The 14,034-nt window shown below is 44.6% G+C and carries 10 protein-coding genes and 1 riboswitch; of the genes, 4 read left to right on the top strand and 6 right to left on the bottom strand.

The annotated features are described in order from the left end of the window. Positions 1-2 precede the first annotated feature (2 nt). The 5 genes from AAFX28_RS13640 to cmoM all read right to left on the bottom strand — a co-directional run bounded on the left by AAFX28_RS13640 (position 3) and on the right by cmoM (position 9,181). On the bottom strand, positions 3-1,556 hold the full coding sequence (locus AAFX28_RS13640; RefSeq protein ID WP_408688415.1) for a methyl-accepting chemotaxis protein: 1,554 nt from the start codon (positions 1,554-1,556) through the stop codon (positions 3-5). A 333-nt stretch (positions 1,557-1,889) separates the two neighbouring features. Continuing rightward, positions 1,890-6,347, bottom strand: a complete 4,458-nt coding sequence (gene mukB, locus AAFX28_RS13635) for a chromosome partition protein MukB (protein ID WP_408688413.1) — start codon at positions 6,345-6,347, stop codon at positions 1,890-1,892. Then, positions 6,344-7,069, bottom strand: a complete 726-nt coding sequence (mukE, locus tag AAFX28_RS13630; RefSeq protein WP_408688411.1) for a chromosome partition protein MukE — start codon at positions 7,067-7,069, stop codon at positions 6,344-6,346. The genes mukB and mukE overlap by 4 nt, the downstream gene beginning before the upstream one ends. Continuing rightward, positions 7,050-8,387 carry a chromosome partition protein MukF gene (gene mukF / locus AAFX28_RS13625; protein ID WP_408688410.1) on the bottom strand — a complete coding sequence of 446 codons (1,338 nt, stop codon included), beginning with the start codon at positions 8,385-8,387 and terminating at the stop codon, positions 7,050-7,052. The genes mukE and mukF overlap by 20 nt, the downstream gene beginning before the upstream one ends. A 2-nt stretch (positions 8,388-8,389) precedes the next feature. Beyond that, complete coding sequence (gene cmoM / locus AAFX28_RS13620) at positions 8,390-9,181, bottom strand: tRNA uridine 5-oxyacetic acid(34) methyltransferase CmoM (protein WP_408688409.1); 792 nt, start codon at positions 9,179-9,181, stop codon at positions 8,390-8,392. 114 nt (positions 9,182-9,295) lie between these two features. Here cmoM and elyC point away from each other — a divergent pair, with 114 nt between their 5' ends. After that, the gene (elyC, locus tag AAFX28_RS13615) at positions 9,296-10,099 is read left to right on the top strand and encodes an envelope biogenesis factor ElyC (protein WP_408688408.1); all 804 of its coding nucleotides are present in this window, start codon (positions 9,296-9,298) and stop codon (positions 10,097-10,099) included. A 61-nt stretch (positions 10,100-10,160) separates the two neighbouring features. Here elyC and torR read toward each other — a convergent pair whose 3' ends face one another. Further along, positions 10,161-10,874 (bottom strand): two-component system response regulator TorR, encoded by a 714-nt coding sequence (torR, locus tag AAFX28_RS13610; RefSeq protein WP_408688407.1) that lies wholly within the window; start codon positions 10,872-10,874, stop codon positions 10,161-10,163. Positions 10,875-11,110: 236 nt separating this feature from the next. On the opposite strand from torR, the gene torD reads away from it, so the two are divergent. From torD to AAFX28_RS13595, 3 genes are all read left to right on the top strand, one after another. Next, positions 11,111-11,758, top strand: coding sequence for a molecular chaperone TorD (torD, locus tag AAFX28_RS13605; RefSeq protein WP_408688406.1), 648 nt, complete (start codon positions 11,111-11,113; stop codon positions 11,756-11,758). A 211-nt stretch (positions 11,759-11,969) separates the two neighbouring features. Further along, positions 11,970-12,977 carry an HTH-type transcriptional repressor PurR gene (purR, locus tag AAFX28_RS13600; protein WP_408688404.1) on the top strand — a complete coding sequence of 336 codons (1,008 nt, stop codon included), beginning with the start codon at positions 11,970-11,972 and terminating at the stop codon, positions 12,975-12,977. A gap of 144 nt (positions 12,978-13,121) precedes the next feature. Further along, a riboswitch (cyclic di-GMP riboswitch) is annotated at positions 13,122-13,209 on the top strand. Positions 13,210-13,341: 132 nt separating this feature from the next. Continuing rightward, on the top strand, positions 13,342-13,935 hold the full coding sequence (locus AAFX28_RS13595; RefSeq protein ID WP_408688402.1) for a TfoX/Sxy family DNA transformation protein: 594 nt from the start codon (positions 13,342-13,344) through the stop codon (positions 13,933-13,935). Positions 13,936-14,034 lie beyond the last annotated feature (99 nt).

Below are 14,034 nucleotides of genomic sequence, written 5' to 3'. Positions count from 1 at the left end.
TTTTAATTGTTACTGATTTTGAACTGCTTAATGACGCTATGCAGTTTTCTAGTAATGTCTTCTACTTCGTTCGATAACACGAACAGATCATCAGCGCTCTTTGTCGCTCGATGGGATTGGTTTTCTACACTCGACAGCTTACTTTCAACATAATCTGAGTTGACTCGTTGTTGGTCTGCAGCTGCTGCAATGTTTCGGTTTAAATCATTCATTAGCTGAACTTTATCGGACACTGAGCTCAACGCATCGAGTACTTGTTTGGACTGTTCAGCACCATTTTTCGCTTTCACAACCCCGTTGTTCATTGAGCTTGAAGCTTGGTCCGAAACGCTTTGTAGCTCAGTCAACATTTCACGAATGGCTGATGTCGACTCTTGGGTCCGTGACGCTAATTGACGGACCTCGTCGGCAACGACTGCAAACCCTCGACCTTGCTCCCCAGCACGAGCAGCTTCAATGGCAGCATTGAGTGCAAGTAAGTTGGTTTGCTCCGCAATTTCGCCAATGGTATTGACTGCCCCGCCGACTTTGGCCGAGTACTCAACAAGCTGAGCCACAACTTGCGCTGTACTTTCCACATCTGCCGCTAGTGCTTCAAATGAAGCGACCGATTCAACAACCGTGGCATGGCCACAAGCGACACTCTGGTTCGCACCGTTTGCTTCTTGAGATGCGTCATCAGCACTGTTTGAAATGGTATTTACTCCGGCAAGTAGCTCTGACACATTACTCAAGGTTTCACAGATTGCCTGTTGCTGACTTTGGGTTAACTCGCGGCTATCTTGGCTAAAGGTCATCAAACGCTCACTGATTGTTACAAGGTGTGCAACTTCATCTCGAGTTACTGAAATGTTACCTTCTAGCTGTTCAACAAATCGGTTGAAATTAGTCACTAGCTCTTCCACTTCACCTTTGCCTGCAAAATCTAAACGTGAGCTAAGATCCCCTTCGCCTGACGCAAAGTTTTCAAGTGAGTGTGCAACTGCAGAAATTTCTCTCTGTAGACGATTGCCTGTATATGCGGAATAAAATGCGAACATCATTAGTGCTATTGCGCCGATCACGCTGACCATCACAAAGCTACGGTTTTCTTCATGGATGAATTGATTAGTATCTGTTGCGATACTTTCTAGACGGTTTTCGTATCCTTGAACTAAATCTTCAACCTTTTGCACCAACGCTAGATAATGGTTGGCATTTTGCGCTGCTTGACGCCCTAGCTCAGTAAAGTCATCAGGCCCTTCAATAAACTGCGTAACAATATTCGATGTATTCTGGTGAAAACGATTCACCTCTTCTTGCAGTGCTTTGATTTTCTGCTTCTCTCCTCTATCAACGATAGTTCTTAGTGCTGAAAAGCCAGCTTCTAATTCGCGATAAAGACTCTGTGCGTTATCATAGTTTTCTTCTTCAGCGAGCATTACTGCAAGGTTCATTTGCTGATCATACTGGGCAAGCAAACTACCAATCTCGATACTCTTTTGAGTCGCAGGGAAGACAACTTCTTTGATATCAGTTAAGTCTTCCGTCACGTGCTCCCCAAGTTGCTTGTACATGTAGAACGTCGTTCCAAAAAGGCTGAACGACAATAAGCAAAATGCTAAGAAGCGGATTTTTACATACATAAATTTAACACACAACATACTGTAACGATCAATGAGCATAGCACCCCGTATAAACAAAAAAAAGACTATCGTTCGATGAATCTGTAGATTTTGGATAAAAAAGTGACTTTGAGGGAAAAATGAGAAATTTGTCACTATTACGATATATTGGCTTTAGCTTCGGCAGTTAATGCGATGTTAAAACTAGGTGGATACCACCTTTCTCATGACGAAAAAAAGCCTGATCATTGGATCAGGCTTAATACATTAGGGTTGGTTTAGCTTTTAGAGCGCGTCGACTAGCTCTTGTGCTTCACTCTTTGGTTTTTGCTCTTGACCGAATCCGCGTAAGCCAACGACGTGTACATGCTCGTGATCTTTAAACACCTTACGGACCAATTTATAGGTCGTACCTTTCTCAGGGCTGATGTTTTCCGGTGCAGCGATCAGAAGTTGCATATCCAAACGGTCACAAAGCTCGAATAGTGTCGAGATAGACTTCGCATCCAGACGTGCGGCCTCATCAAGGAACAATAGGCGACAAGGCACAATATCTTTGCTACGTAAGCGACGGGACTCTTCTTCCCAGCTTTGAACAACCATAAGTAGGATTGACTGACCAGTACCGATCGCCTCACCTGTTGATAGCGCACCAGATTCAGCTTGTAGCCAACCATCAGAGCCACGGTTAACTTCCACACTTAGCTCTAAGTAGTTACGGTAGTCTAGTAGCTCTTCACCCAGAACCTGCGGTGAGCGTTGCCCCATATCGATATGTGGGTTCACACGCTGGAACAACTTCGCCATCGCTTCAGAGAAGGTAAAGCGTGATGATTCGAACAGATCTTTGTGCTGCTCTTGTTGCGTTGAAAGGCCGTTAAGCAGTACTTCGTGGCTTTCACGGATCTTCACGTTTAGACGCACACCCTTAACCTGACCAAACGAGATGTTTGATAGGCCTTGGTTTAGCATACGAATACGGTTTTGCTCACGCTGAATCGTCTTCTTGATGATGCTCGCCACTGACTCAGAGCTGATTGCTAAGCGGTTTTCACGCTGCGTTAGCTCTTCTGTTAAACGTGCAAGCTCCACTTCCATCTCTTCAATCGCTTCAACTGGATCATCAGTGCGAATGATATCTTGGCGAATACGCTCACGTAGATGCTGGTAAACGGCAATGTAGAACAGTACTTTACGCTCAGGACGGGCGTTATCTTCAGATAGACGCAACGCATCACGTAAGTCTTCGTTATCCGCCACTGCTAGACGCAGTGCACCCAACGATTTATCTGACATTGAACGCAGCTCATCCGCTGACATGTAAGCCAATTCACGTTTGTGCAGACGACGCTCAACATCGTTTTCACGCGCTAGGCGCAGTACGCTACACCAGCCTGCTTTCGCTGCAACCACAAAGGTGCGCAGCTCAACATACTCTTTCTGAACTTTCTTCAGGCGCTTCGCCAGCGACTTCATTTCCAGCTCAGTTGAGGTGATGGTACGCTCGTATTCACTCTTACGTGAACGAGACGTGTGTAGACGCTCTTGCAATTCGTCACGACGACGTTGTGCACGCTCTGCTGCGCCTTCATCTGCTGTTACACCGTATTCTTGTAGCTCTTGCTTGAACTCTTGCAAGGTCTCAAGTTTCGCTTGATGCGAACTCTTAAGTGATGCCAATACTTGGTTGTATTGGTTCATCTGACCTTGCGCTTGTTTTAGTTCGTCACGAGTACGTGTACGCGCTTTTTCTGCTTCTACCAGCTTAGCTTTAAGCTGTTCACTCAATTCGCTGCTCTGGTTTAATAGGTCAACAGAATCTGAGTACGCAAAGTAGTGACGACGTTCAACTAGATCTGCCAGTGCAAAGATCTGTGTCTTCAACGTTTGCAGCTTCTGGTCAGCCGCTTGGTATTCACTCTCTAGTACATCGAATTGCTCTGGGTCAGCATCCAACGCTGAGACAATCTTCTCAAGCTCTGTTAGCGCCTTACCATGGTTAGCAACAAACGCTTTCGCTTCAGTCAGTTTTTCGATGTTCTGCTCAAGCTCTTCAAATTGAACGACTAGTGCATCATCTTCAATCAACGCCATATTTGGCGCAATCTTATCCAGTGCCGACAGCGCTTGTTTGCTCACCTGTAGTTGGCTACGTTGCTGCTGCTCTTTTGCATCCAAGTCCGCAAGTAGACGCACTACTTGATTGCGTTTTTCACGCACACTCATTAGTGCTTGCTCTGGATCGGATTCGAACGCGACCTGAATGTGTTTCGCGACAAAATTGTTGAATGCTTGGTATAGACGCTGAAGTTTCTGCGAATCAAACGCCGCTTTCGCGTGTTGCTCGACTACTTCATCACGTTCGTTACGCAGTAGCTCTAAACGCTGTTCACGTGCCGCACGGCCAAACAGAGGGATTTCTGGTAGACGAGAGTAACGCATCTGACGATCGTTCATACGAACACAAACTGCGCCTTCTAGCTCTTCTGCATCGAAAGAGCTGTCATCAAACGCGTCGATATCGCCTTCGATGATGTACAAGTCTTCTGGACAATCATCCAGCTCAACAAGCTTCTCTTCGATACCCGATAGATCAGAAACTACAATCGCATGACGCGCTGGGCCGTACATTGCGCTGAAATATGGCGCATCATCAATGGTGATATCATCATAAATCTCAGACAGCAGTACGCCACCTAATGTATCGGCTAAACCTTTAAGGCGCGGGTCATTTGAACCGCCAGGTGACGCAAGGCGCTCAATTTCAGTATCTAGCTGTGCGCGACGCTCTGCCAGTTTATCTTTTGCCAGTGATTGCTGCTTTTCGTCTTCCAACACCACTTGCATGTGCGACATGACTGACTGGCTATCTTCTAGCTCTGCACCACTTTGCTCACGTAAGCTTTCTAGTGCATCGTTCGCAGCAATCCAAGTCGGAGCAATTGCTTCAAGCTTGTTGATTTCAGAAGCGGCATCTTGCTCAACTCGGCGCTGTTCACTGCGCTGCTCACGAAGATCTTCTTGAGACATCTCAAGGGATTCGATTTGCATCGCATGACGTTCACGCTCTTGTTCAAACGCTAGCTCATCAACTAAATCAGTGTTGTGCTGCTTTTGGTATTCAGCCACCAACTCTTGTGTTTGACGCTGCTTATGTAAACGACGCTCAACATCACGATGCTGCGCACGCCATTGCTGCTCATTTTGCGCTAATTGCTGAGCATCACGACCTTGTTGAATCGCTGTTTTCGCTTTAGCCGCTGCTTCCTGGCGCTCAACAGAACCTACAATCGAGCGAACCAGTTTAAGTGCAGCTTCAAACTGCTCAGCCGCCGCTGAAGACATATCGAGCTTATGTTTGGTCGCCAGAAGCTCAGTTGTGCTTTGCGCTTCTTGCGCTTTCAACTCATTCACTAGGGCCTGCGCAGATTCTGCTGTCAGACCGTCGTTACCCAGTAGCTGCTTGGCTTTATCCAGCGCTTGCATCGCTTGCTGGTATTGCAATGCGCGAGTCTGCTGAACATCAAGTGCTTGTTGATAGTCAGCAAGCTGAGTCTTTAAGCTATCCACTTCCTCTTCAGAAACAGTTGCTTGCTCTTCAGCCATCAAAACACGCTCTTGCGCTTCTTCAACTACCATCATTTGCTCTTCAAGACGCTCTTGCAGCTCTTCAAGATCTTCTTGGTAGCGTTCGATTTTCTCTTGCTGACGCAGCGCATTTTGCACAAGCTGTAAGTGGTCCGACGCAGCTTGGTAGTCTTGCTCTAATGAAGACTCTGACTCAACTAACAGCTCAAGCTCTTCTTGTACGCGGTTAAGCAGGTTATTTTGCTCTAGCAGCGTTTCACGAGAACCAAATAGCTCTGAACGCAGTGATAACGTTTTATCTAGCTTGTTACGGCGATCGTTAGCATGACGCATGTAGTCCGCAGCCACATAGTTAGTCGACTCGGTAATCAAGTGTTTGAACAGATCACGGTCTGCTTGAGTGGTTTTGATCGCTTCTAGCGTCATGCGGTTTTCACGCAGCGCTGATTCCATATCTTGAAACGCTTTCTTAACCCCGCCATTTTGTGGCAATAGGTAGTCACGTAGTGAACGGGTAATCGCACTTGAAATACCACCGTAAAGTGATGCTTCAATCAGACGGTAGAATTTAGAACGGTCGCTAGAGTTGCGCAGTTTCTTCGGAATAACACCGAATTCAAACATTTGTGAGTGGTATTCCACTACCGATGAGAATGCTTTGAACTGAACACCTTCAAACTCAGCAATCGCTTCTTTCACTTCATTGATCTGGCGAACACGCGCTTGAGTTGCCGATACGCTTTCAATCAACACATCGGTTGGTTTAACGTGACTTGGTAAGCCTTGAATAACAAATGGTTTGATATCGACTTTTTTGTCACGACCAGCAACTTGCTGAAGCTTAACAGCAAACAATAGACGTTGATTACGCGAGTTAACCACATCAAGCGCGGCGTAACATGCACCAGCTTGCAGCTTACCGTAAAGGCCTTTATCACGAGACGACTGGCTACTACCTGCTTCGGTTGTGTTGCGGAAATGCAGTAGTGTTTGGTCAGGGATCAATGCAGTAATAAATGCCGCCATCGTGGTCGACTTACCTGCACCATTACCACCAGAAAGCGTGGTTACTAGTCCATCAATATCAAAGGTACGTGCAAAGAAGCCGTTCCAATTGACCATGGTCAGCGATTGATATTTACCTCGTTCAATCATGCTTCACCTTCTTCTATCATATCTTCGGCTTGTTCTTCTTCGCTTGCTGATTGCTCTAGTAAGCTGCCTTGGCTTGGTTCTTTAGTGTGGACTACTGCTTCACCATCACGGATTAGACGTAGCTGAGCTTCACGCATATCATCGCCAACGCGTACATCCGCACCAAATCGGAATACTGACTCACTGATGCTGAATTTGCCTGTTTCACCAATGTTGATGATCATGCCTAGACGGCGTAAACGACGTAGTGACGTACGCACTTTTTCAAATAACTTTTCTTTATCTAGGTCAGAGCCTGTCGCACGGTTTGTTACTAGCTTCATTAGCTTGCTTTCATCCGCAAGAGCTAGCAGTTCTTCATACAACTCTTGGTTAGTAAAGATACCTTCATGAGCCAAACGCTCTGGGCTTAAGTAAAGGAAACAAAGTACCTTACCCACCAGCATGTCCAGTTCTGACAGCACACTGCGGCCAATCAAAGAAGTTGAACGCGGACGCAAGTAGAAGAACCCTTCCGGTGCTTTTACTAGCTCAGTGTTGTAGCGCTGGTAAAAAGAAGAAAGCTCGATTTCGAAATCTGACAGCAATGCGTGGTTATCGAGATCTTCGCTTGAGATATGACGCCCTGCTCGCAGCACGCTATCCAGTGCTGGAAACAGAGGGTTAGAAATTGCTTTTGCCAGCTTATCTGACATGTAATCGTTAATATCGGTCGATGACATTTGCTTGTACCTTTGCACCAAAATCGTTAATCGCTTGCCAATCTGGCTGGATCGCTTGATAGTCAGACTCTGAGTAGCCTAGACGTACCGCTTGGTCGATAACAATTCGTGCTAAATCAAAATGATGGGTCTGTGGGTGCTGTGCAAGATAGTCGCGTAGCACTAGGCCTAAGTCGATTGGTGTGCCTTGCTCTTTATGAATTTTCAGCATGCTACCAATACGCTCTGACAGCTCATCGTTAACCTGTTGAAACTCTTCATATTCCACTTCTAATGGTACTTGGCCAGTGACTTCGTCATCTCGGAGTACCAAAGCTTCATCACGAAGGTCTGTTAGACGCTCAGCATCTGCATATGTCAGATACCAAGGCATATCGAAGTAATCTTTCACTGATTGGCGTAAGCGAGAGCTAAACGCTCGGTTCTTATCCATATCAATGGCTGTTCGGATAAACTTGTGTACGTGGCGATCGTAACCGATCCAAAGATCAATCGCTTGCTGACCCCAGCTAGTAATGCGATCGAGCTTCATTTGCAGACCAAATAAGGTTTCTGCAATGAACTCTAGTTCGTCGTCACCATAGACAAGTTCTTGGATGTCAAGAATCTGAGTCTGAAGTTCATCACCTGCCGCTTGCAGTGTGTCTTGTAGTTCTTTCAGCGTATTGGACGTTTCAGATAGCAGCGATTCACAGTTATTGATCGCATCACGCCAATCTTTATTCAACAGCTCAGCAATTTGGAGCTTTACTGACTGCTGCTGTTCATCCATCACACGTTGGTTCAGATCAATCTGGTCGAAGATCTCACCTACGGAATACTTTAGAACGCCGTAAACATTTTTACGCCAGTGACCCGGTGTTCCACCTTGACGAGCAGATTCAATCGCCTTTGCCATCTCATCAGCAACCATAGAGAGCTGAATCGAAAGTTTAAGCTTTGAAAACTCACGGTGACGCACGTAGTAATCTGTGATGCCAATCGCAAGTGGTGACAAGCGGTAAATGCTCGCACCTTCTGTAACTTCACTGGTAAAGCGGCTAATTAGTCGCTGCTTGACCATTTCATTGATGGCATTGTTGGCACGAAACGCCGATGCATCACCCGTTTCTTCGAATAATCGAGTTACGATGGTGAAAGCATCGTGGAGTTCGCCCTCTCCTAGTTCTTCATCAAACCTTTCATTGCTTAGAACGGCTATGGCGATTAAAAACGCCAAGCGTTCCGTTGTTAGGTTCAATGAGAAATCATTCTGCTTAACCCAGCCAACCAATTCATCGATAGGTTGCTCAGCAGCATTTAGAGTCATCTCACTCATTGTTAGTCCTGCTTATCTTTCTTTTGTGCCCATACATGTATGTATCGGCCTAACGAGAGGTATGGCTCTTGTCTACAAAGTTGTTTCTCTAGCGCTAGCACATCTTCATATTCATAGTCACCCATGTACTCCATATTACCTATGTAGTCACTGAAACAACGAATACCAGATTTGCCACAAATCGTGAAACCAGCATCTTCTACCCATTGATAGACTTCTTCCGGTTTTAAGCCCTTTTGCGGCTGCAACTTAAATCGTTTTCGATGTGGCATTCCATCAAGTACGTGAGGAATATTGCCACACACTACGTTCTTATATACCAATCCATGATGGTTATAGAACATAATTGATGCCACCCCACCCGGTTTCACCTGCTCAAGTACATTTTCCAATGCAGGCTTCGGGTCAGCTAGCCACTCCATTACTGCATGAAAAAGCACCACATCAACGTTCTTATCAAGGTGTTTCTCAATTGATTGAACAGGGGAATGAATGAAGCGATACTGCTCAAGCAAGCCGTTATTTGCAATATCCTGCTCTGCTAATTGCAGCATTTCAGAAGATAGATCACATAACGCTACATGATGTCCGAGCTTAGCAAGCTTTTGAGACATTTGTGCCAATCCGCCACCAGCATCAAGCACATTAAGTTGTTTATTTGCCCCATCAACAGTATGAAGTACCTGTTGAAGATCTTCCCAAACAATGACTTGGCGTATCTCACCTTTGTCAGAGCCGTAAATATTTTTTGCAAATTTGTGGGCAATATCGTCGAAATTGCGGTCTTCAGTCACAGCAGCATGAGTTATTATGTCTAATCGTGCTGCTATTCTGTCACAAGAAAGGCAGGAATAAAGAGGCTTTCTCTTAAAATATAATCAATTGATGTTTTTTCGGACTATTTAGGTATGTTTGAGCTGAAAAAAGTTGTGTCTTCTTTGCTAATGCCACTGCCAGCGATGTTAATCATTGGTATGTTTGGCCTTATGCTAATCATGTTCACGCGTAAACAGAAAACAGGATGTTTTGTTGTCCTCTTCTCTTTTATAGGTATTTTCTTAATTGCCTTCCAACCGGTTTCTTCTCGATTATTGATGCCTCTTGAGCGTCAATACACTGCATTTTTCCCGGTAGATGAATCAATAGACTATGTCATGGTGCTAGGAAGTGGCCATGTCGTCGATGATAAAATCCCACCTACTTCAGAATTAAGCCGAACAGGTTTAATGCGCTTGGCCGAAGGTATCCGCATTATGCGTATCTACCCGGGTTCAAAGCTAATCTTGTCTGGTTATTCTGGTGGTTCTGAAGTCAGTAATGCTCGCATGATGGCAAAAGTAGCCTTGTCATTAGGCGTGTCAAAATCTGACATTATTTTGCTTGAGACAGCCAAAGACACTTGGGAAGAAGCAAGGCAAGCGGCTGCATTCGTTACCACTAAAAAGCTTGTGGTTGTCACGTCTGCAAGCCATATGAAGCGTGCATTGAACGAGTTTCACTCTGCAGGAATGGAGCCTTACCCCGCGCCAACCAATTATCTTGCACACGACAATATTACCCAAGCATGGGAAAAGTACACACCTAAAGGAAAGTACTTAGAACAAACAGAACGCTACTGGCATGAAACGTTGGGGCGTATATGGCAATCATTACGCGACTGGGCGTCAGATTATGAAGAGAAAAGCCTAGAGTCAGCAGAAAGTAAAATCTAATAGATAAAAAAATACCGAGGAAAACCTCGGTATTTTTTTATTCTTTGTGCAGGAAGATGCATTAATCCCCTGCGAACATGTAACCTTCACCATGCACGGTAACAAAGATTTGCGGATTCTTCGGATCGAACTCCATCTTTGCACGCATACGACGAATCAATACATCGATAGTTCGATCGTTAGGCGCATCTACACGGTGGCTAATCATGTTTAAAATACGTTCGCGGCTTAACACTTGGTTCGGGTACGAAGAAAGCGCCACCAGAAGCTCATATTCAGCTTTCGTTAACTTAACTGGTTCACCGTTGCGGCTTAACGCTCGACGTTGAACATCAAACGTCCAGTCACCGAAGCGAACCATGTTCTCGTTTGATTTGTCGCTCTCTGTATTTCCAGACACATTACGTGCTGCTGAAATTCGCCAAAGCAAGTTTTTTACTCGAACTAATAGCTCGCGCAGTTCAAAAGGTTTCGTGACATAATCGTCTGCACCCATTTCTAGGCCAACAATTTTATCAATGCTATCCGTGCGTCCTGTTACCAGGATAATTCCAATGTCTGACTGACTGCGAAGTTCGCGAGTTAGCATTAAACCATCTTCACCAGGCAGGTTAATGTCCAACATCACCAAATCAATCGCATTACTTTGTAGCATGTCACGCATTTGCTCGCCGCTTTCAGCTTCGCTTACGTCGTACCCTTCATTCTGAAAGTAACCAACTAGCTTGCTGCGAGTAACTGCGTCATCTTCTACAACTAGTACGTGATAACTCATCTACACCACTTAATTTACATTGGGATTTGCTCTTTCTATTATTCTATTCATAAATAGTAACATTTCTAGTATTTATCACTTTAAAAACTAGAAAGATGATTTTTTATTGATTCAAGACAAAACTTTTCTAGGCATTAATATCTTCCAACATTCCTATTTATCTTGTCATACAAGCCGTTACCGCTATTCATTTTTATTCGTTACAATATCGGTAATTATTTGGGGAGTAATACCTAATGAAAGAAATCAAAACATTTAACGAACAACGTGCAGAAATCTATTGGTGGCTATCTAGCCTTTTCGCAACTGAGCTAACTGAAGAAAATATCGCACAATACCAATCACCAGAGATTCGTACTTTCTTAACTGGATTGGGTGAGAACGAACAACTAAAGCCTGCTATCACCCGTATTACGGATGCGCTGAACCGACTAATGGATCGTGAAGATGCTCAATTAGAGCTAGCTGCAGACTTTTGTGACCTTTTCTTAAAATCCGATAAGGACTCAGCACTTCCATACGCGTCTATGTACATTGGTAAATCGGGTCTACTGAATGACACTCCAGCCAAAGAGATGGAAGCATTAATGGCCGAGCATGGCGTCGAGGTAGACAAAAAACTCAACGAACCAGCCGATCACATTGCAATTGAACTCGATTTCTTGGGTAACTTAATCGTGGGTTCAAATAAATCGGAAGATGAAAGCCAACTAGAAGAGGCATTCAAGGCTCAAGAAGCATTTATTCAGCAGCATCTGTTGAGCTGGGTGCCACAGTTCTCAAACAAGTGCCAGAAATTCGATGAGTTTGGTTTCTACTCAGCTATTAGCACATTGACAGTCGCTTTCTTAGAGTTGGATTGCCGCTATCTGCTAGGCGAATAAAGACAAACATTGTGACCTCTCGCAGGTTGCACTAGCGTTTTTTGTTTGCTCTTAAGTGTTTTGCGGTCTAATATTGTGACCGCAAACGATAAAAACAAACGAATCAAATACAAACCGCTAAATAGAGCGGTTTTTGTGTTTCTGATACTTTCTGCCTAAATATTCTAAACTGAATATTAACTCAAGGCAGTCATCGACAGGACAGAACCTTATGGCCACTATAAAAGACGTTGCTCGCCTTGCTGGTGTATCGACGACAACTGTGTCACATGTAATTAATAAAACTCGCTTTGTTGCTGAAGCTACGCAAGAAAAAGTAATGGAAGCAGTGACTGAACTGAACTACGCACCTAGTGCCGTTGCACGTAGCCTGAAGTGCAATACGACACGTACGATTGGTATGCTAGTGACTCAGTCAACGAACCTTTTCTTCTCTGAAGTCATAGATGGTGTAGAGAGCTACTGTTACCGCCAAGGCTATACGCTGATCTTGTGTAACACGGGTGGTATCTATGAGAAGCAGCGCGACTACATTCGCATGCTGGCTGAAAAGCGCGTTGATGGCATTCTTGTTATGTGTTCTGACTTAACAGAAGAGTTAAGTGAGATGCTCGACCGTCACAAAGACATCCCTAAAGTAGTTATGGACTGGGGCCCAGAGAGCTCACAAGCAGACAAGATCATCGATAACTCAGAAGAAGGCGGCTACTTAGCGACGAAATACTTGATCGAACGCGGTCATACAGACGTCGCCTGCCTAAGTGGTCACTTTGAAAAAGCTGCATGTCAGGAACGTATTCGTGGCTTCAAGCGTGCGATGAATGAAGCGAACCTACCAGTTAACGAAGATTGGATTCTAGAAGGTAACTTCGAGTGTGATACCGCTGTACTTGCAGCAGATCAAATCGTTGCTATGGACAAAAAGCCAACTGCAATTTTCTGCTTCAACGACACGATGGCCCTTGGCTTAATGAGCCGCTTGCAGCAGAAAGGTATTCGCATTCCAGAAGATATGTCTGTAATTGGCTACGACAACATCGAACTGGCAGAGTACTTCTCACCACCGCTGACGACAGTTCACCAACCAAAACGTCGTGTAGGTAAAAACGCTTTCGAAATTCTACTAGAGCGCATTAAAGACAAAGAGCATGAAAAGCGTATCTTTGAAATGCACCCTGAAATCGTTGAAAGAAATACCGTACAAAACATTAAGAAATAACTTATTTGACATACACTTAGCCAACAAATCTTATTGGCTAAGTGTATAAGTTAGGCTCTATTTATTGAACCAAGATCACACTTATCCTATTCAGGCGTGATGTTCTGCCCAAAATCCATTTATCCTTATTATTGTTCGATTATGCCACGAACAGGGCAAACCATTTCGAAAGAATGGGACGCAAAGCCTCCGGCCTTAAACAATTGATTTGTCTGGTAGCGGGGTTGCCGATGGTAAATATGCACACGTTATATTGAGTATTCTTGTACTCGTATGACACCTGATTGACAAAAAGCCTGCATAATTTTGCTACTCTCTCGGACCTGAATTGGTGGCGTATACATATACACCGAGAATACACAGCATGGATAAACCAATACTAAAAGACTCAATGCGACTGTTTGAGCCCCTAGGCTTAATAAAGTCTCGCTCAATGTTTGGTGGCTTCGGTATTTTTGCCGACGACACTATGTTTGCATTAGTCGTCAATGATAAGTTGCACGTTCGGGCAGACGATGCACTTGCAACGCAATTTAAATCTCTCAGTTTAGAACCTTACGTTTATAAAAAACGTGGCTTTCCCGTCGTCACAAAATACTTCGCTTTAGGCGATGATTGCTTCGACGATACTTCAAAGACTCTTGAGATTGCCCAGGCTGCACTTTCGGCAGCAAACAGTGAAAAGAAAAAACAAGCGAAAGCTAAACCAAACCGCCTAAAAGATCTGCCTAATTTGAGACTCGCAACTGAACGAATGCTCAAGAAAGCAGGGATTGATAGCGTTGAGAACCTAGAAGCAACTGGAGCAGTGGACGCCTTCAAAGCGATTCAATCTTCACACTCTTCAGACGTCAATGTCGAGTTGCTCTGGGCATTGGAAGGCGCAATCAATGGTACTCATTGGTCTGTAATTCCTCATAGCCGTCGCGAAGAGCTCTTAAGCCAATTAAGTCGCTAACGCAATTTCATTTCCTATTTTAAAAAGTCAGCCATTGTGCTGACTTTTTTGTCTTTATTGAAATTTACTGCTTGCTTTCCCTGTCTAGTCTATTAACAC

The sequence above is a fragment of the Vibrio sp. TBV020 genome, assembly GCF_046056895.1.
In the GTDB taxonomy this organism is placed as follows: Bacteria; Pseudomonadota; Gammaproteobacteria; order Enterobacterales; family Vibrionaceae; genus Vibrio.
The sequence above is the reverse complement of the archived record's forward strand: the minus strand, read 5'-3'. Positions and strand labels throughout refer to the sequence as shown.